Below are 16,390 nucleotides of genomic sequence, written 5' to 3'. Positions count from 1 at the left end.
CTCAGAACGGGTTCCGGGTGCGGATGCGACGGTCGGCGTGCTCGCCGGAGCCGGCCGGGCGGGACGGTGGCGGGGCTGCTCAGGCCGAGGACGACTTCACGGCGCCCTGGGCCTGCTGGGCGAGCTGGGCCGGCAGATCGGCCAGGTTCTGCAGGCCCTGCAGCGCCTCCATGAGCTTCGGCAGCATCTGGAGGAGCTGGGCGAGCTGAGTGGGCAGCGAGAGCAGGTCGCCGGCCCCGCCCGCGGCCTGTCCGAGCCCGCCGGCCAGCTGGCCCAGTCCGCCGAGCGCGCCCGCCGCACCGCCGACCGCGGCGAGCGGGTTGGCCGCACCACCCAGCGCGGCGAGCGGGTTGGCGGCTCCCGCCGCGCCGGTGAGCGCGGCCAGCGGGTTGGCGGCACCGGCGACGGCCGCGAGCGGGTTGGCCGCTCCCGCCGCGCCGGTGAGCGCGGCCAGCGGGTTTGCCGCGCCCGCGAGCGCGGTCGCCGGGTTGACGGCGCCGGCGAGGGCCCCGAGGGCGTTCGCCGGCAGTGCGGCCAGCGCCTCGACGGGGTTTCCGGAGCCGGACGATCCCGGCTTGTCCGGCCGGTTGAGAAGGTCGTCGAAGGCCTCCTTCCCGCTGTCGGCCATGTTGCCGACCAGGTCCTTGAAGATGTCCTGGATATTCTTGTTGCTGGCCATGAAAAGGGTTCCTTTCCGTTTCTGTGCGTTGGAGGACAGGCGGTACCTGAGCCGCGTCGGTGAAGGCCCTGAGGTGACGCGGAGAGTTGCTGCGGATGTCTACCGTGCACAGCCTTCAAGGGCTTTCGCGCATACTGTCTTCAGGCGTGCGCGGCCTCTGGTGAAGGCGGCTTCGGCCGCTTTTACGGAGATGTTGTGCATGCGGGCGAATTCCGCAGTGGAAATACCCTTGGCGCGGGCGAGTATGACCTCCTGCTCCCGCCCTCGCAGGTGTTGTACCTGACCCAGCAGCCATCTGCCGAAATCCTCGTCACAGACGTCCTCCTCGGTGGTGCCGGGGGCGTCCATGAGCGCCGCGCGGTGGAGCAGCCTGCTACGACGCTCCATGTCGCGGTAGAAGTCGATGCAGAGGCGGAGCGCCACAGACGTGAGAAAGGAACCGAGTCGATTCCTGTCCAACGCGGCGTGGGCGGCTGCGCGGGCCATGGTTTCCTGAACGCAGTCCTCGGCGTCCTGAAAACTCGGCAGTCTTCGTCGAACCAACCGCATGAGGCGGTCCTGATGCTGGAAGATGTCTTCCCAGGAGCATTCAGCGGGCGATTGGCAGGTGGAATGTCGCACCATTGTGGATTGCAGCCCGTTGTCTCTCGTATGAGCAAGGAGAACCGAGGCCGACTTTCTATTTGTCGGCCATGTGGTTTTCCTACCCGAGGCCCTGGAGCGGCAAACCGGAATGTGTGCTTCCGCTGCGTCGGCAGGAATGTTTTTTCGCGGTCATTTCCGGCTGCGGCCGTCGCCGGGGCGCGGTCCGGGCACCGGCGTACGGGGAGCGGGGCGGCGGGACCAGTCCCGGTTCCAGTTGACCCACATGTCCCGTACGGTCTGGTTGACCTGGGTGACGCCGGCGCGCAGCTCGGTGGTGTACGCCTGGACCGCCTCCCGGCCCACCATGCGCGCACCGCCGGTGAAGTAGGTGCCCCGCACGTGCCGCGGTGAGCGGAACTTGCCCCACAGCAGGATCTTCATCAGCGGCCAGAGGGTGAACACCCCGGCGGGGCAGCGGTCCTGTGGGTCGAGCGTCCCCCACACCGCCGGGGCCAGCTCGCTCTCGCGCAACAGCTCGTAGATGCGGGCGACGGTCCGGTCCTGCGTCAGTTCACCGGCCCGGTAGGCCAGCACCGCGTCCCGCGACTGGTTGAACAGCCGTTCCACCCAAGGGTTGTCCACGCCCTGCAGCCCCCGGTACGGCGGCAGCTCCAGCGCGTCGAAGCAGGTGGGGTCGTGGGTCTTCTCGAACGTCACGGCGGCCTGGTTCTGCGCGTTCGTCCCGTACAGCGTGGTGATGGTCCACACCCGGTTCCACGCGTTCCACAGCTCGAAGTCGTCGAACGAGATGTAGCTGCAGGACACCAGGTCGTCGTAGAACCGGAACATGCGCTTGATCCAGTGCTCCAGGTACGCGAACCGGGCCGTGTCGAAGTCGTTCTGCCGCACCGCCTCGATCAGCCGGTGACCCAGCGCGTTCAGCGCCATCACGGTGACCGCGAGTCCGCTGGAGAAGAGCGGGTCGATGAAGTCGCTGGCGTGCGGCAGCAGGCACCACCGGTCGCCGACCACCGTCTGCGAGGAGAACTGGGTCCGGTCGGTCGACACGTACGGCCGTACCGACCGCGCCCGCTCGAACTGCCGTGCCACGCTGGGGAACCGGCGCACGTGCCGCCAGAACTCCTCCTCCGCCGACACGCCCTCCGGGCGGGGGTGGAGGTCCAGATCGAGGTTGACGCCGACGCTGCACAGCTCGCTCGTGCTCGTCGTGTGGTTGTCGAAGGGGATGACCCAGAACCACCCGCCCCGGAACATGTGGTGCAGGGTCCCCTGGCTGAACGGGCTGGGCATGCCGTGCTGTTCGCGGGGCGGCGCCACGGTGTCGAAGGGCAGCACGTCCACCATGTGCGTGAAGATCGTGCGCGACTGCGTGCGGTAGGGCGGCTCCTGGCGCAGCCCCAGCCGTTCGGGCAGGACGGCCCGCATCCCGCCGGCGTCGACCACGTACGACGCCCGGAAGTTGCCCCTGTCCCGGGTCACGAGCGTGGCGCCGTCCTCCTCGAACTTCACGTCGTCGACCATGGTGTGGTTGTACGCGGTGACGCCGTAGGACACGGCGACGTGGAACATGTAGGCGTCCACGTCCTGCCGGAAGTAGTGCGAGTCCGGGCCGAGCGGCGGACCCCAGGTGGGGTACTGGGTGCACTCGTCGGGCCGGGTCGGCTCGCCCTCGCGGTGGTAGACGAAACTGAAGTTCCGCTTGACCCCGCAGTTCGACGACACGTGCCGGCGCAGTGCCCCGTTGGTCGCCAGGTGCTCGATCTCCGGAACGTCGTAGCGGCGGGCCAGCACCCTCAGGCCGAAGGTGGTCTCGGGGACGGTGGATTCTCCGATGGCGAACCGGGGGTGGCCGCTGCCCTCCAGCAGCAGCACGCGCACCCCGTGGCGCGCGAGGATGGCCCCCAGCATCGTCCCGCCGATGCCGCCACCGACGATGGCGACATCGAAAACACGCTGGTCCTCTTGCATGTCTACGGTCCTTTCGCGACGGGATGAGCGAGTCGCCGGGCGGTCACCGGGAGGTGGCCGAGGAGTCCGGCAGCACCCGGCGCAGCCCGCAGGCCGCCACCCGGGCGGAGAAGGAGACGGCGAACCAGGGGGTGGGCGCCAGTCCGTTCAGCAGGCGCCGCTCACCCGGGATCTGACGCCCACCGCGCCCGGTGACGTCCAGCCAGGCACCGAAGTGCAGCAGCCGTGCCTCGGGCCCGGCGTCGCGCGCGGGGAACGGGCGCATGTGCTCCCGCACCGCACGGGTCAGGGTTCTGCGCCGCCCGGCGCCGACCTGGTGCCCCGCGAGGAACCGGTCGAGCAGTTCCGCCGAACGACGGGGGAACCCGCCGGGCCCGAGCGGCGTGCGCCCGACCAGGCCCGTGTCGTGGAACGCCGCGGCGGCGAGCAGGCCGACCCGGTCGTAGGCGGTCCCGAGGGTCCGCGCACAGGTGTCGGCCAGCAGGAACGTCCGCAAGGAGTGCAGCGCGACCCGGGGTGGCAGAAGCCGGCACATCTCCGTGAGGGCGGCGCCCGCCAGGGGATGGCCGAGCAGCTCGGCCAGGGCCGGCCTGCCGAGCAGCGGCCGCCACGCCTCGGGCCACGCCTCCGGTGGCAGCGGATGCCAACTCGCCCCACCACGACCGGAATCGGGCACCCCGGTCCCTGCGGCCATGTCCAACCCCCTTGTCCCTGCGCCGTATTGGCTGTGTCTCTCTCACCTGTCTTTACGCTTGGACTCCCCTTCCCCCTCCGACTGCTCATGCATCGCCCCGACCTTGGCCGATCTGCGCCCCCACGACGTCGAACGCGAATCCGGTCGTCCCATCGGGCCATCAGTGACGAGGAGTTGGGTGTCCCCGGGCGCGAGCTCTGTTCTGCAGAATCCGACGGCGGAAACCGGACATCCGCCAACAGCCTTCCTCTGCAGGCGCATTGGAGTGGAAATGGCGGCGCGCGACAGGAATTCGCACGCGGGCGTGCAATCACCCATCCTTTTTCGGAGACGTTCCGTGCGGATCGACTGTGGTAAATGTGCGACACGTGATCGCCGTGCTCAATGTTCACCAGCGCCCCCTCCCCGCGCCACCGGAAGCGGTCGGCGCCCTCATCGATTCCCTGGGCGGGGAGGACGACCGTCTGTGGCCCTCCGACTGGCCACCGGTACGCTTCGAAGGCCCCCTCGCCGTAGGCGTGGCCGGCGGCCACGGGCCCGTGCGGTATGTGGTGAGCCATTACGTGCCGGGCCGGTGGGTGCGGTTCCGGTTCACCGGGCCCCGGGGCTTCGAGGGATTCCACGAGTTCAGCGTCGAGAGCCTCGGCGACGGGCGGACCGTCCTGCGCAACACGCTGGTGCTCCGTCCCCGGGGTGTGCGCTGGCTGGCCTGGGTGCTGTTCTTCCGGCCGCTGCACGACGCGGCGTTCCGGCACAGCCTGGACTGCGCCGAGCAGGCGCTGACCGGCGAGGTGGCCGTCCCCGTCAAGTGGAGCTGGTACGTACGCCTGCTGCGCACCGCGACCGCCCGGCTGGCGCCGCGGCTGGCCGGCTGAACCCGCCGCGCCTGCGGCGTATTTATCGAATGGGAAGACCCTACTTACCCGATGGGATGAATTCTTTCCCCCGGTCGAGGGATCGTTGCGGCATTCAGTGGACGTGAGACTGAGAAGTCCGCGTGAACCCAGCGGTATTCCCCACGGAAGGGAGAGGGTCGTGAGCTTCCTGAACCCCCGCATTCCCGGCCTCAACAGCGACGACGTCATCACGGACGTCACCGAGGCGCCGCACCGCCTGAACGCGCTGGCCCAGGCCGGCGCGGCGCAGATCATCGCCACCGTCGACGTGGAGGCGGGAGAGGACGACTGGGACCTGGCACTGTCCGAGGAGCACCCGCGCCCGGTGGTGCTCGTGCACGGCACCTTCGGCAACCGCGGCTACACCTGGACCTCGGCCACTCCGCTGCTGCGGCAGCACGGCCACCGGGTCTTCCGCCTGGACTACGGCCGGCACGGCAATCCGGTGATCTTCGGCCTCGGCGACATCAAGCGCTCCGCCCAGCAGCTCGCCGACTTCGTCGACGAGGTGCTGCGGCGCACCGGCGCCGAGCAGGTGGACCTCGTCGGCTTCTCGCAGGGCGGCATGATGCCGCGCTACTACCTCAACGCGCTGGGCGGCGGCCCGAAGGTGCACAACTTCGTCGGCATCGCGCCCAGCAACCACGGAGTCACGGCCCAGGGCCTGCTGAACCTCGCCCGTCAGATCCCGGGCGCGGTCGAACTGCTGGAGCAGGGCGCCGTCGGGACGGTCGTCCCGGCCTGGCCGCAACTCCAGCACGACCACCCCTTCCAGCGCGAACTGGCCGACCTGGGCGAGACCACGGAGGGCGTCCGGCACACCGTCATCGCCACCCGGTACGACGACGTGGTCACCCCGTACACCTCCTGCGCCCTGGCCCCGGCGGAGGGCCGCTACGTCAACAACATCGTCCTGCAGGACATCGACCCGGACGACCGCACCCCGCATGTGAGCATGCCCTACAACGTGACCGTACTGAACGAGGTCCTCAAGGCGCTGGCCGGCTGAGCCCTGCTGCCGTCGAGGACGACGCGGGCCACCAGCGCCGGGTCGTCGTTCATCGGGACGTGACCGCAGCCGGGCAGCCGCACCAGCCGGGCCCGCGGTATGGCGTGCTTGGCCCGTATGCCCTGCCGGGGCACGAGCAGCCGGTCCCGGCTGCCCCAGGCCACGGTGACGGGCAGGCCGGGGACGTCGTCGGTGAACCGGACGCTCCGTCCGGCCCGCAGGGTCTCGAAGAAGCCCTCGGCGTGCGCGAGCGCCAGCGTCTCGGCGACCACGGCCTCCGGGGAGCGCCGTCCCGGCCGGGCGTAGATCGTGCTGGTCAGCACCGTGCGGCCGGCCGCCGAACGGGACAGCCGCTCGACCAGGGACAGCGGCAGGCGCTGGGCCGTCGCCCGCATTCCCCTCAGCACGCCGAACGCGTAGCGCCGCTCGGCCTCGGACCAGAAGCCGGCCGGGGACAGGGCGGTGACGGACCGCACGAGGTTCTCCCGGCCGAGTTCGAGGGCGAGCAGACCGCCCAGCGAGTTGCCCGCCACATGCGGCCGGTCCAGCTCCAGCGCCGCGCAGAACGCGCCGAGCACGGCGTTCACCGTCGGCAGGTCGTACGGCAGTCCGTCCGGCAGCGCCGGTGACCGTCCGCACCCGGGCAGGTCCACGGCGATCACGTCGCGCTCGGTCGCGAGGATGTCCACCACCGGGTCCCAGGCCTGGCGGTGGTGGCCTATGCCGTGCAGCAGGATCAGTGGCTCGCCGGCGCCCACGCGCGCGTAGGCGAGGGTGACGCGCTGCGGGCCGTGCGGGGTCGGGGCCGTGAAGGAGACGGTCGCGGACATGGGGCTCCTTGTCGGACGCGTGGTGACGGGCTGCGGTGACGGGCTTTCGGTGCCGGGCTCCCGGTGACGGCCGGCGGCGGTGTGCCGCCGGCGTGCGCCGGGCGGATTGCGGTAGACAGCCTGTCAGTAAAAGCTACCGACGGGTAGCCCCCAGGCGTCCCCGCACTGCGCTCCCGTCCCGGCCGGGGGGATTCCTCCTGGACAGCGCCGGACGCGTCCGCTGGGATGGAGCGGTGACCACCGACACCGCGACCGATGTCTTCGAAGAGCACCGCCCCGTCCTCCTGGGCGTCGCCTACCGCATGCTGGGCCGGCTGGCCGACGCGGAGGACGTGGTCCAGGAGGCGTGGCTGCGCTGGTCCGGCTCCGACCGGGCCGACGTCCGTGAGCCGCGCGGCTACCTGGTGCGCGTCACCACCCGGCTCGCCATCGACCGGCTGCGCCAGATCAAGTCGCGGGGCGAGACGTACGTCGGCCCCTGGCTGCCCGAACCGTACGTCACGGACTTCGGGGACACCGTCCCCGACACCGCCGAGCGGGCCGTGCTCGCCGACTCCGTCTCCCTCGCCGTCCTCGTCGTCCTGGAGTCGCTGTCGCCGCTGGAGCGGGCGGTCTTCGTGCTCCGGGAGGCCTTCGGCTACCCCTACGCCGAGATCGGCGCCATGCTCGACCGCTCGGAGTCCGCGGTGCGCCAGCTCGCCGGGCGGGCCCGCAGGCACGTCGACGAGCGGCGGCCCCGCTACGACGTCGACCCCGCCCAGCGCCGGGACCTCACCGAGCGGTTCCTCGCCGCCGCGGCCGACGGCGACCTCGAAGGACTGATGTCGCTGCTCGCCCCGGACGTCCGGCTGGTCGGCGACAGCGGCGGCAAGTCCAGGGCCCCGCTGCGCGTCCTGGAGAGCGCCGACAAGGTGGCCCGCTTCCTGGTCGGCGCCGCGCGGAAGGGCATCCCGGACTTCTCCTACCGCTTCCTGGAGGTCAACGGCGGCCCCGCCCTGCTGGCCCTGTCCGGGGACAAGCCCGACTCCGTCTTCCAGCTCGACGTCGCCGACGGGCGGATCCAGTCCGTGTACATCGTCCGCAACCCCGACAAGCTGCGGGCCCTGGCCGCCGTCTAGGCCACGCCCCCGTCCCCCGTTTCCCGCGACCGAAGCCCCCGTCCGTGACGGGGGCTTCGCCGTTCCGTGTCCCGCGGACGGCCCCGTGCGAACGCCCCGTGAACCCTTCGTGGCACGGCACCACGGCACGCACAGGCGATCGAGGATTGGTCTTGACCAAGGGTGAGGGCCGTCCTATGGTCGCAGAGAACTGCAACAACCTTTAATAAACAAGGGCGCTAAAACGCCGCCGGACCACGGTGATTGCGGAGGACAGGGTGGGGACCACGCAGCTGGAACCGGTGCCGGAACCGAAGTACTGGCATCTCAGGACCGTGCTCAGCGAGGCACTGGACTCGGAGTTCTCGGTGGGCGAGATCCTGCCCAACGAGCGCGACCTCGCCGCACGCTTCGGTGTCGCCCGCGCCACCCTCCGCCAGGCCCTGGAACAACTGGAACTGGAAGGCAGGCTCCAGCGCCGCCGCGGTGTCGGTACGACCGTCGCCCCGCCGCGCGTCGGCGTGGCCGTCGGCACGCAGCGGCACACCTGGCCGGGCACGGCCGGCGACGCCTGGCAGCCGGTCGACTGCACCCTGGCGGCCCCGCCCGCGCCGGTCGCCGAGGCTCTTGGGACCGGCCGGGACGAGCCGGTGCACACGGTCCGCCGCTCCCGCGTGACGCACGGCCAGCCCGTCGCGGCGGAGCTGCTGTACATCCCGCAGACCTCCGTGCCCGACCTCTCCGCCATCGACGCGCCGTCCGGGCCCGCACGCGCGCGTGCCGTGCTGCGCGAGCTGCAGCGCCTGGAGCTGGACCACCAGGACAGCGCCGTGGAACTGGGCTCGGCCCGCGCCGACGACGCCAGGGAACTGGACCGCCTTCCCGGGGCGCCCGTCCTCGTGGTCACCACCCGCTACACCGCCGAGGGCCGCACCGCCGCGCTCTCGACCGCCACCTACCGTGCCGACACCTGCCGGCTGACGTTCGGGGACTCCGGGGACGTCGAGATCCACCACGGCCCGCAGACCCAGGCATCCTGACCGGCCCGGCCCGCTCGGAGGACGGAGTACGGAGGACGGCTCGGCGCAACTCCGGGCGGGAGAGCACACCCCCGTCGCGCCGGCGAGGTCCCCGCACCGTCCCCGGTCGGACCGCCCCGCGGGCCGCGCGAAGCCGTTCGGACCGCCTCCGTGCGGCGCGAGCCGCCGGTCCCGCGTGCCGGCCGACGGGCCGGCGCATCAGCGGCGTGCCGTCGTGCCCTCGACCGCGAACAGCTGCTCCTCCACGTGATCGAGGGCCAGCCGCAGCGCCCCCGTCGCCACGGCCGCCTCGCCGAGGAGCGACAGGGTCACCTTCGGGGGCCTGAGGCAGTAGCGGGCCAACTCCCGCCGCAGCGGCTCCAGTACGCCGTCGAGACCGGCGGCCCAGCCTCCGATGACGACCAGCTCCGGATCCAGGGCCAGCGCCAGCGCCGCCACGTCGTGCACCAGCCGCTGGATGAAGCGGTCGACGGCCGCACGCGCCCGCCGGTCGCCGTCCCGGGCCTGGGCGAACACCTTGGCGACCGCCTGCTCGTCGAGCGGGTGCAGCGGCTCGTCCGTGGTGGACAGCAGCGTCTCCGGCGTCACCTCCCGGCCCAGCAGGTGCAGCGCGCCGATCTCGCCGGCCGCCCCGCCGTACCCGCGGTGCAGCCGGCCGCCGATCAGCGAACCGGCCCCCGGGCTCAGCCCGGCCAGCACGAACACCACGTCGTCGGACTCGGTCGCGGAGCCCTTCCAGTGCTCGGCGACCGCCGCCGCGTTCGCGTCGTTCTCCACCAGCACCGGGCACTTGAAGGATCGGCTCAGCCGCTCGCCCAGGCGCAGGCCCGTCCACTCGGGCAGCGCGGTGCTCAGCCGGACCGTGCCGTCCGCCTCGACTATCCCCGGCGTCGCCGCCCCCACGGCACGCAGGGACCCCCGGGCCACACCGGCCCGGCGCAACAGCTCGGCGACCGCCGTGCGCAGCCGTTCCAGGCGCTCGTCGGCGGGAGCGGTCTCGTGGACGTCCTTCGCCTGGGCGCCGATCACCCGCCCGTCCAGGTCGGCGAGGAGCGCGGCGACGCGGTGCGGGCCGATTTCCAGGCCCAGCAGGTGCCCCGCCTCCGCCCGGAACCGGAACCGCCGCGCGGGCCGCCCCTGGCGCCGGGCCGTGCCCTCGTCGGGGGCCGTCTCGACGACCAGACCGGCCTCGATGAGCCCCTCGACGACGCCTTCCACGGTGGGCCGGGACAGCCCCGTCACCCGGGTGATCTCGGTCAGCGTCGCACAGTCCGCGGCACGCAGCGCGTGCAGCACCACCGCGGAATTGATCCTCCGCAGCAGCGAGGGATCCCCGCCGGTCAGCCGCCCCAACGTCCGTCCTCCCAGCTCGTGCGCGTGTTGGCCGGATCGTACTCGGCCCGCCGCACCCCGGCGAGTGCCGGGCACCCGTGAGGCCGCCCGCACGGACCGCCCCGCCCGCCGGATCATCCCGGCGCCACGAACCCCGACTCGTACGCCGCGATGACCGCCTGTGTGCGGTCCCGCGCCCCCAGCTTCGACAGCACCGCGCTCACATGCGACTTCACCGTCTCCGTGCCGACGACCAGCCGGGTCGCGATCTCCGCGTTCGACAGCCCGCGCGCCATCAGCCGGAGCACCTCGCCCTCCCGCTCGGTCAGCCGGGCCCGCTCCAGCGCCGCCCGCGCCGCACGGTTCCCGCCGCCGTCGCCGTACTCGGCGGCGAGCTGCCGCACCGAGGCCGGGAACAGCAGCGACTCGCCCTCGGCGATCAACCGCACCGCGTGCACGATCTCGGCCGGCCGGGCCCGCTTGAGCAGGAAGCCATCGGCACCCGCGCGCAGCGCCTCGTACACGTACTCGTCGTTCTCGAAGGTCGTCACCACGAGGATCCGCGGCGGATCGGCCACCGTGCGCAGCAGGGCACGGGTGGCCTCGATGCCGTCCAGCAGCGGCATCCGCACGTCCATGGCGACCACGTCGGGCCGCAACTGCCGCACCAGCGGGATGACCGCCGCACCGTCGGCCGCCTCCCCGGCGACCTCGATGTCCGGCTGGGCCTCCAGGACGGCGCGCAGGCCCGCGCGTACGAGGGGTTCGTCGTCGACGAGGAGCACTCTGACCGGCATCCGCTCAGCGTAGATCAGCCCAGCGGCAGCTCCACGCGCACCTGCCAGTCACCGTCGTCGGGCCCCGTGTGCGCCCGCCCGCCGAGCAGCGCGGCACGCTCGCGTATGCCGCGCAGCCCGCTGCCGCGCCCGGGGCCGGCCCTGCCGTCCGCCAGCGGATTGCGCACCTCCAGGCTGAGGGCACCGTCCGTCACCCGGACGCGGACCCGCGCGGGCACCGCGCCCGCGTGCCGCAGCACATTGGTCAGCGCCTCCTGCAGGATGCGGTAGCCCTCGCGGGAGACCGGGCCCGGAAGGGTGTCCACGGGGCCCGTCACCTCGGCGTCCACCTTCGCCCCGGAGGCGCGGGCCGACTCCAGCAGCCGGTCGGCGTCCACGAGCGTCGGCCGGCTGCTCGCCGGCTGCCCCGACTCACGCAGCACACCGAGCACGCGTTCCAGGTCCTCCAGGGCGGCCCGGCCGGTCTCCTCGATCGCCTCCAGGGCCCGGTCGGTGAACTCGGGGCTGCCCGCCGCCCGCGCGGCGCCCGCCTGCACCACGGCGACGGTCAGCGCGTGGCCGATGGAGTCGTGCAGTTCGCGCGCGATGCGGTTGCGTTCCAGGAGCTGCTCGGTGCGTTCCTCCAGGGCCGCGAGGCGTTCGGCAGCGGACGGGCCGAGCAGCCGGCGCGCCACGGCTGCGGCCAGCTCACCGAGGCCGACCACCACCGCGTACAGCACGACCAGCGGGAGCGGTGCCGCCAGGGCGTACGCCCAGTGAGGCTGCGCACCGTGCAGGACGGGGATGTCCTCGGGCACCGGTTCCACGACGCCCGCGGCGGCCGTGTACGCGAGGATCGGCAGCCAGACCGTGGCGAAGGCCGCCACCGCGCCCAGCACCAGCCGTACTTCCAGCCACAGCACCGTCCGCAGCCGGTCCCGCCAGGTCGTCGCCGGCTCCACGGAGATGCCCGGCTCCCGCTCGCCCGGTGTCAGCAGCAGCCGCGCCTGCACTCCCTCGCCCACACGCACGGCCGGGATCAGCCCGACCGGGATCACCACCAGCGCGGGCACCCACGGCAGCTCCGGCTCGATGAACATCCACACGCTGAAAGCCGCGACCGGCACCCACAGATGCAGCAGCCGGGTGTACGTCGTCCCGCGGAGGAGCGGGCGGAGCAAGCGGACCATTCCGTCATCCTGCCAGCGGCCACTGACAACCGGCCTCCCCCGCACGGGGGAGACGATCTCCACCGGCGGGGGAAGCCCCACCCCCGTGGGACCGGCCACGCTGATGCCATGACCAGCATCGACGTGCGAGACCTCACCAAGGAGTACGGCACCCGACGAGCCGTCGACCACCTCACCTTCTCCGTGCGACCCGGCCGCGTCACCGGCTTCCTCGGCCCCAACGGCGCCGGAAAGTCCACCACCATGCGCCTGGTGCTGGGCCTGGACCGGCCCACCTCCGGGGCCGCCACCGTCGGCGGACGCGCCTATGCCTCGCTCAACGAGCCCCTGCGGCACGTCGGCGCCCTGCTCGACGCGCACGCCGCGCACGGCTCGCGCACCGGCCGCGACCACCTGCGCGTCCTGGCGGCGAGCAACCGCATCCCGGTGCGCCGGGTGGACGAGGTCCTGGAGGAGACGGGGATCGCGTCGGTGGCACGCCGCCGGGTGAGGACGTACTCCCTGGGCATGCGTCAGCGGCTGGGCATCGCCGCCGCCCTGCTCGGCGATCCCGGGGTGGTCATGCTGGACGAACCGTCCAACGGCCTCGATCCCGAAGGCATCATCTGGATCCGGGAGTTGCTGCGCCGGCTCGCGGCCGAGGGCCGCACCGTCCTGGTCTCCAGCCACCTGATGAACGAGACCGCGTCCTTCGCCGACCACCTGGTGGTCCTCGGGCGGGGCCGTCTGCTGGCCGACACGCCCATGCGGGAGTTCATCGACGCACGCGTGCAGCCCCGCGTCAGGATCCGCACCACGGACCCCACCGCTCTCAAGAGGGTCCTCGCCCGGCACGGACACGACGCCGTGGAACACGCCGACGGGTACTGGAGCGTCCACCACGCGCGCGTGGACGACATCGGCCTCCTCACGTCCGCCGCGGGCGTACCGATTCTCGAACTGGCGGCGGACGAGGGGACGTTGGAGCAGGCCTACCTCGACCTGACCGCGTCCGAGGCCGAGTTCACCGCACCGCCCCAGGAGGTCTGACGATGGAATTCACGCCCGTGCTCCGTTCCGAGTGGCTCAAGATCCGCACACTCCGCTCGCTGTGCGGAACGCTGCTGGCGGTGTTCGCCGCGACCACGGCGTTCTCCGCGCTGGCCGGTCTCTCCGGTTCCTCCGACCCGGACTTCGACCCCCTGTTCACATCGCTGTCCGGCGTCATGCCCGGCCAGATCGCCGCCATCGCCTTCGGCGCCATGGCGGTGTCGACCGAGTACCACGGCAACGGCATCCGGCTCTCGCTGGCCGCCGTCCCGCGGCGCGGACGGTGGTTCGCCGCCAAGGTGACGGTCATCGCCGTACCGGCCCTCGCGGTCGGACTGGTCACCGCGTTCGCCTCCCTGCTCGCGGCGCGCGCGGGTCTGGGCTCCGCGGCGAACGGGCTGACCGTGGCGGAACAGGCGCGGGGCGTCGTCGGCTGCGGCGTCTACCTCATGCTGATGGCCCTGTTCGCGGCCGGCCTCACGGCCCTGCTCCGCAGCGGCGTGGCCACGCTCTCCCTGCTGATCCCGTTCATCCTCGTCGTCTCCTTCGTCATCGGCGACGCGGCGGGCGGCATCACCGACTTCCTCCCCGACAGGGCCGGACAGGTGGTGCTGCACGAGACGTACGACGGGACGCCGGGCCCCTGGACCGGACTGGCGGTGACCGCCCTGTGGACGGCGGCCGCCCTGCTGGCGGGCGCCTGGCGGCTGCGCCGCCGGGATGCCTGATCCGGCCGGCGGACTGACGCCCCGCCAATTGTCAGTGCCCGCCGCTTTACTGGACCGCATGAACATCGCGCGGCACATCGCCCTCATCGACGAGCTGTGCTTCCGGCCCTTCCCGGCGGAGCACGGCCCGTCGGACGAGGGCACGGAAGGATCCGGCCACTTCGTCGCGGTGCTGGAGAGCAGCCACGGCCTGCGCGGCGGCGACCAGGGGGAGCGGGGGATCACGGTGGACCAGTACGAGAAGTACCGCGACGCCCTCGCGGAGCGGCTGTCCGCCCGCTGGGGGGAGACCGACCCGTACAACCTGGACACGGTCCTGCTGCGGACCGAACGGGAGACGATACCGCAGCCGTGGGCCACGCTCGGCGCACGCGCGCGTGTGGCCTGCCTCTGGGAGGCCGAGGGCACCGGCCGCTGGATAGCGCTGGCCGTGGCCGACCGGGACGAGACCGACGAGGTGCAGCTGCTGGCCGTCGTCACGGAGACGGACCCGCCGTGACCCCTGGCTACGCCTCCGCCGCGGCCCGCAGCCGTGCGAACTCCTCCGCCATCGTCTGCGCCGTCCAGTGCGCGTTGAGCCCGCTCGGGTTGGGCAGCACCCACACGCGCGTGTCCCCGATCGTCCGCGCCTGCGGACCCACCTGCGCCCGGCGGTCGTCGAACGCGGCCCGGTACGCGGTGACCCCGACCACGGCCAGCCAACGGGGCCGCAGCCGCGCCACCTTGGAGGCCAGCAGCCGCCCGCCCTCGCGGTACTCCTCCGCGGTCAGCTCGTCCGCCCGGGCGCTGGCCCGGGCGACGACGTTGGTGATGCCGAGCCCGTACGACAGCAGCTCCCGCTGCTCCGACGGCTTCAGCAGCCGGGGCGTGAAACCGGACAGATGCAGCACCGGCCAGAAGCGGTTGCCCGGGCGCGCGAAGTGGTGGCCCGTCGCGGCCGTCATCAGACCCGGGTTGATGCCGCAGAACAGCACACGGAGGCCGTCCGCGACGACGTCCGGTACGAGACGGTCGCGGGCGGCCTCCAGTTCCGCCGGTGTGAACCGGGTCAGAGGATCGCTCCCGGGGTGTAGCCCGCGGCCTCCGGGTGCTGCTTGACGATCTCCTCGATCCGGCCGACGACCGCGGCCACCTGGTCGGCCGCGGCCCCCGTGAAGGAGAGCTTGTCGGCCATCAGGGCGTCCAGCTCGGCCCGGTTCAGCGGGATGCGCTCGTCGGCGGCCAGCTTGTCGAGGAGCTCGTTGCGCTCGGCACCCTGCTCCCGCATCGCGAGGGCGGACGCCACGGCGTTCTCCTTGATCGCCTCGTGCGCGACCTCACGGCCGACACCGGCGCGCACCGCGCCCATCAGCACCTTGGTGGTGGCGAGGAACGGCAGGTAGCGGTCCAGCTCCCGGGCCACGACGGCCGGGAAGGCACCGAACTCGTCGAGCACGGTCAGGAAGGTCTCCAGCAGCCCGTCGAGCGCGAAGAACGCGTCCGGCAGCGCGACGCGGCGCACCACCGAGCAGGACACGTCGCCCTCGTTCCACTGGTCGCCCGCCAGCTCCCCGGTCATGGAGGCGTAGCCGCGCAGGATCACCATGAGACCGTTGACGCGCTCGCAGGAGCGGGTGTTCATCTTGTGCGGCATCGCCGAGGAGCCGACCTGGCCGGGCTTGAAGCCCTCGGTGACCAGTTCGTGCCCGGCCATCAGGCGGATCGTCTTCGCCAGCGACGAGGGCGCCGCCGCCAGCTGGACCAGCGCGGTGACGACCTCGTAGTCCAGCGAGCGCGGGTAGACCTGGCCGACCGAGGTGAACGCCTCGGAGAAGCCCAGGTGACCGGCGATCCGGCGCTCCAGCTCGGCGAGCTTGCCGGCGTCCCCGCCGAGCAGGTCCAGCATGTCCTGGGCGGTGCCGACCGGGCCCTTGATGCCGCGCAGCGGGTAGCGGCCCAGCAGCTCCTCGACCCGGCCGTGGGCGACGAGCAGCTCGTCGGCGGCGGTGGCGAACCGCTTGCCCAGCGTCGTGGCCTGCGCGGCCACGTTGTGGGAGCGGCCCGCCATGACCAGCTCGCCGTACTCACCGGCCAGCTTGCCGAGCCGGGCGAGGACGGCCACCGTGCGGTCCCGCATCAGCTCCAGCGAGAGCCGGATCTGCAGCTGCTCGACGTTCTCCGTCAGGTCGCGGGACGTCATGCCCTTGTGGACGTGCTCGTGCCCGGCGAGGTCGTTGAACTCCTCGATCCGCGCCTTCACGTCGTGCCGGGTGACCTTCTCGCGCTCGGCGATCGAGGCCAGGTCGACCTGGTCGAGGACGCGCTCGTAGTCGGCGATGGCGGCGTCGGGCACCTCGATGCCGAGGTCCTTCTGCGCCCGCAGCACGGCGAGCCAGAGCTGCCGCTCCAGCCTCACCTTCTGCTCGGGCGACCAGAGCGTGGCGAGCTCGGCGGAGGCGTAGCGTCCGGCGAGGACGTTGGGGATGCGGGGCTTGGCGGGAGCGGAAGTCACGTGTACGGATTCTACTGGCGATTCG

At 72.3% G+C, this 16,390-nt stretch carries 17 protein-coding genes; 7 read left to right on the top strand and 10 right to left on the bottom strand.

Annotated elements, in window-relative coordinates:
• Positions 1–79: 79 nt before the first annotated feature.
• The 4 genes from H0H10_RS20170 to H0H10_RS20155 form a co-directional block, all read right to left on the bottom strand.
• Positions 80–679, bottom strand: a complete 600-nt coding sequence (locus H0H10_RS20170; protein WP_188182406.1) for a hypothetical protein — start codon at positions 677–679, stop codon at positions 80–82.
• 99 nt (positions 680–778) lie between these two features.
• Complete coding sequence (locus tag H0H10_RS20165) at positions 779–1,228, bottom strand: RNA polymerase sigma factor (protein ID WP_262506284.1); 450 nt, start codon at positions 1,226–1,228, stop codon at positions 779–781.
• A gap of 225 nt (positions 1,229–1,453) precedes the next feature.
• Positions 1,454–3,253 (bottom strand): NAD(P)/FAD-dependent oxidoreductase, encoded by a 1,800-nt coding sequence (locus tag H0H10_RS20160; protein WP_188182404.1) that lies wholly within the window; start codon positions 3,251–3,253, stop codon positions 1,454–1,456.
• Between the two features lie 43 nt (positions 3,254–3,296).
• Positions 3,297–3,947 (bottom strand): HD domain-containing protein, encoded by a 651-nt coding sequence (locus H0H10_RS20155; RefSeq protein ID WP_188182403.1) that lies wholly within the window; start codon positions 3,945–3,947, stop codon positions 3,297–3,299.
• 368 nt (positions 3,948–4,315) lie between these two features.
• Between H0H10_RS20155 and H0H10_RS20150 the strand changes: the two genes are divergently transcribed.
• Both H0H10_RS20150 and H0H10_RS20145 read left to right on the top strand, forming a co-directional pair.
• A complete protein-coding gene (locus tag H0H10_RS20150; protein ID WP_309141848.1) occupies positions 4,316–4,822 on the top strand; it encodes an SRPBCC family protein in 507 nt (168 codons plus the stop codon).
• Positions 4,823–4,982: 160 nt separating this feature from the next.
• Entirely contained in the window at positions 4,983–5,852 is an 870-nt protein-coding gene (locus tag H0H10_RS20145) for an esterase/lipase family protein (protein ID WP_188182402.1), read from the top strand.
• Here H0H10_RS20145 and H0H10_RS20140 read toward each other — a convergent pair.
• Positions 5,804–6,682 (bottom strand): alpha/beta fold hydrolase, encoded by an 879-nt coding sequence (locus H0H10_RS20140; RefSeq protein WP_188182401.1) that lies wholly within the window; start codon positions 6,680–6,682, stop codon positions 5,804–5,806. The genes H0H10_RS20145 and H0H10_RS20140 overlap by 49 nt on opposite strands.
• Before the next feature lie 233 nt (positions 6,683–6,915).
• Between H0H10_RS20140 and H0H10_RS20135 the strand changes: the two genes are divergently transcribed.
• Positions 6,916–7,800, top strand: coding sequence for an RNA polymerase sigma-70 factor (locus H0H10_RS20135; protein ID WP_188182400.1), 885 nt, complete (start codon positions 6,916–6,918; stop codon positions 7,798–7,800).
• A 257-nt stretch (positions 7,801–8,057) separates the two neighbouring features.
• The gene (locus tag H0H10_RS20130; RefSeq protein ID WP_188182399.1) at positions 8,058–8,819 is read left to right on the top strand and encodes a GntR family transcriptional regulator; all 762 of its coding nucleotides are present in this window, start codon (positions 8,058–8,060) and stop codon (positions 8,817–8,819) included.
• A 198-nt stretch (positions 8,820–9,017) separates the two neighbouring features.
• Here H0H10_RS20130 and H0H10_RS20125 read toward each other — a convergent pair whose 3' ends face one another.
• From H0H10_RS20125 to H0H10_RS20115, 3 genes are all read right to left on the bottom strand, one after another.
• Positions 9,018–10,172 carry an ROK family transcriptional regulator gene (locus H0H10_RS20125; RefSeq protein ID WP_188182398.1) on the bottom strand — a complete coding sequence of 385 codons (1,155 nt, stop codon included), beginning with the start codon at positions 10,170–10,172 and terminating at the stop codon, positions 9,018–9,020.
• A gap of 113 nt (positions 10,173–10,285) precedes the next feature.
• On the bottom strand, positions 10,286–10,948 hold the full coding sequence (locus H0H10_RS20120; RefSeq protein WP_188182397.1) for a response regulator transcription factor: 663 nt from the start codon (positions 10,946–10,948) through the stop codon (positions 10,286–10,288).
• 14 nt (positions 10,949–10,962) lie between these two features.
• On the bottom strand, positions 10,963–12,117 hold the full coding sequence (locus H0H10_RS20115; protein ID WP_188182396.1) for a sensor histidine kinase: 1,155 nt from the start codon (positions 12,115–12,117) through the stop codon (positions 10,963–10,965).
• A gap of 108 nt (positions 12,118–12,225) precedes the next feature.
• On the opposite strand from H0H10_RS20115, the gene H0H10_RS20110 reads away from it, so the two are divergent.
• The 3 genes from H0H10_RS20110 to H0H10_RS20100 are packed head-to-tail and all read left to right on the top strand — an operon-like array spanning position 12,226 to position 14,373.
• The gene (locus tag H0H10_RS20110; RefSeq protein ID WP_188182395.1) at positions 12,226–13,146 is read left to right on the top strand and encodes an ABC transporter ATP-binding protein; all 921 of its coding nucleotides are present in this window, start codon (positions 12,226–12,228) and stop codon (positions 13,144–13,146) included.
• Between the two features lie 2 nt (positions 13,147–13,148).
• Positions 13,149–13,874 carry an ABC transporter permease gene (locus H0H10_RS20105; RefSeq protein WP_188182394.1) on the top strand — a complete coding sequence of 242 codons (726 nt, stop codon included), beginning with the start codon at positions 13,149–13,151 and terminating at the stop codon, positions 13,872–13,874.
• Positions 13,875–13,932: 58 nt separating this feature from the next.
• A complete protein-coding gene (locus H0H10_RS20100; RefSeq protein ID WP_188182393.1) occupies positions 13,933–14,373 on the top strand; it encodes a hypothetical protein in 441 nt (146 codons plus the stop codon).
• 7 nt (positions 14,374–14,380) lie between these two features.
• Here H0H10_RS20100 and mug read toward each other — a convergent pair whose 3' ends face one another.
• Together mug and purB are read right to left on the bottom strand one after the other, a co-directional pair.
• Positions 14,381–14,926 carry a G/U mismatch-specific DNA glycosylase gene (gene mug, locus H0H10_RS20095; RefSeq protein WP_188182488.1) on the bottom strand — a complete coding sequence of 182 codons (546 nt, stop codon included), beginning with the start codon at positions 14,924–14,926 and terminating at the stop codon, positions 14,381–14,383.
• A complete protein-coding gene (purB, locus tag H0H10_RS20090) occupies positions 14,923–16,365 on the bottom strand; it encodes an adenylosuccinate lyase (RefSeq protein ID WP_188182392.1) in 1,443 nt (480 codons plus the stop codon). Before purB ends, mug begins: the two co-directional genes overlap by 4 nt.
• Positions 16,366–16,390 lie beyond the last annotated feature (25 nt).

Origin of the sequence: Streptomyces griseicoloratus (assembly GCF_014534645.1) — a bacterium.
Lineage (GTDB): Bacteria > Actinomycetota > Actinomycetes > Streptomycetales > Streptomycetaceae > Streptomyces > Streptomyces griseicoloratus.
This window is presented reverse-complemented; position numbering and strand designations above follow the sequence as displayed.

Coding starts and splice junctions, on each gene's coding strand:
- H0H10_RS20170 (WP_188182406.1), bottom strand. CDS start 679: ATGGCCAGCAACAAGAATATCCAGGACATCTTCAAGGACCTGGTCGGC.
- H0H10_RS20140 (WP_188182401.1), bottom strand. CDS start 6,682: ATGTCCGCGACCGTCTCCTTCACGGCCCCGACCCCGCACGGCCCGCAG.
- H0H10_RS20155 (WP_188182403.1), bottom strand. CDS start 3,947: ATGGCCGCAGGGACCGGGGTGCCCGATTCCGGTCGTGGTGGGGCGAGT.
- H0H10_RS20100 (WP_188182393.1), top strand. CDS start 13,933: ATGAACATCGCGCGGCACATCGCCCTCATCGACGAGCTGTGCTTCCGG.
- H0H10_RS20110 (WP_188182395.1), top strand. CDS start 12,226: ATGACCAGCATCGACGTGCGAGACCTCACCAAGGAGTACGGCACCCGA.
- H0H10_RS20160 (WP_188182404.1), bottom strand. CDS start 3,253: ATGCAAGAGGACCAGCGTGTTTTCGATGTCGCCATCGTCGGTGGCGGC.
- H0H10_RS20115 (WP_188182396.1), bottom strand. CDS start 12,117: ATGGTCCGCTTGCTCCGCCCGCTCCTCCGCGGGACGACGTACACCCGG.
- H0H10_RS20120 (WP_188182397.1), bottom strand. CDS start 10,948: ATGCCGGTCAGAGTGCTCCTCGTCGACGACGAACCCCTCGTACGCGCG.
- H0H10_RS20105 (WP_188182394.1), top strand. CDS start 13,149: ATGGAATTCACGCCCGTGCTCCGTTCCGAGTGGCTCAAGATCCGCACA.
- H0H10_RS20165 (WP_262506284.1), bottom strand. CDS start 1,228: ATGCGGTTGGTTCGACGAAGACTGCCGAGTTTTCAGGACGCCGAGGAC.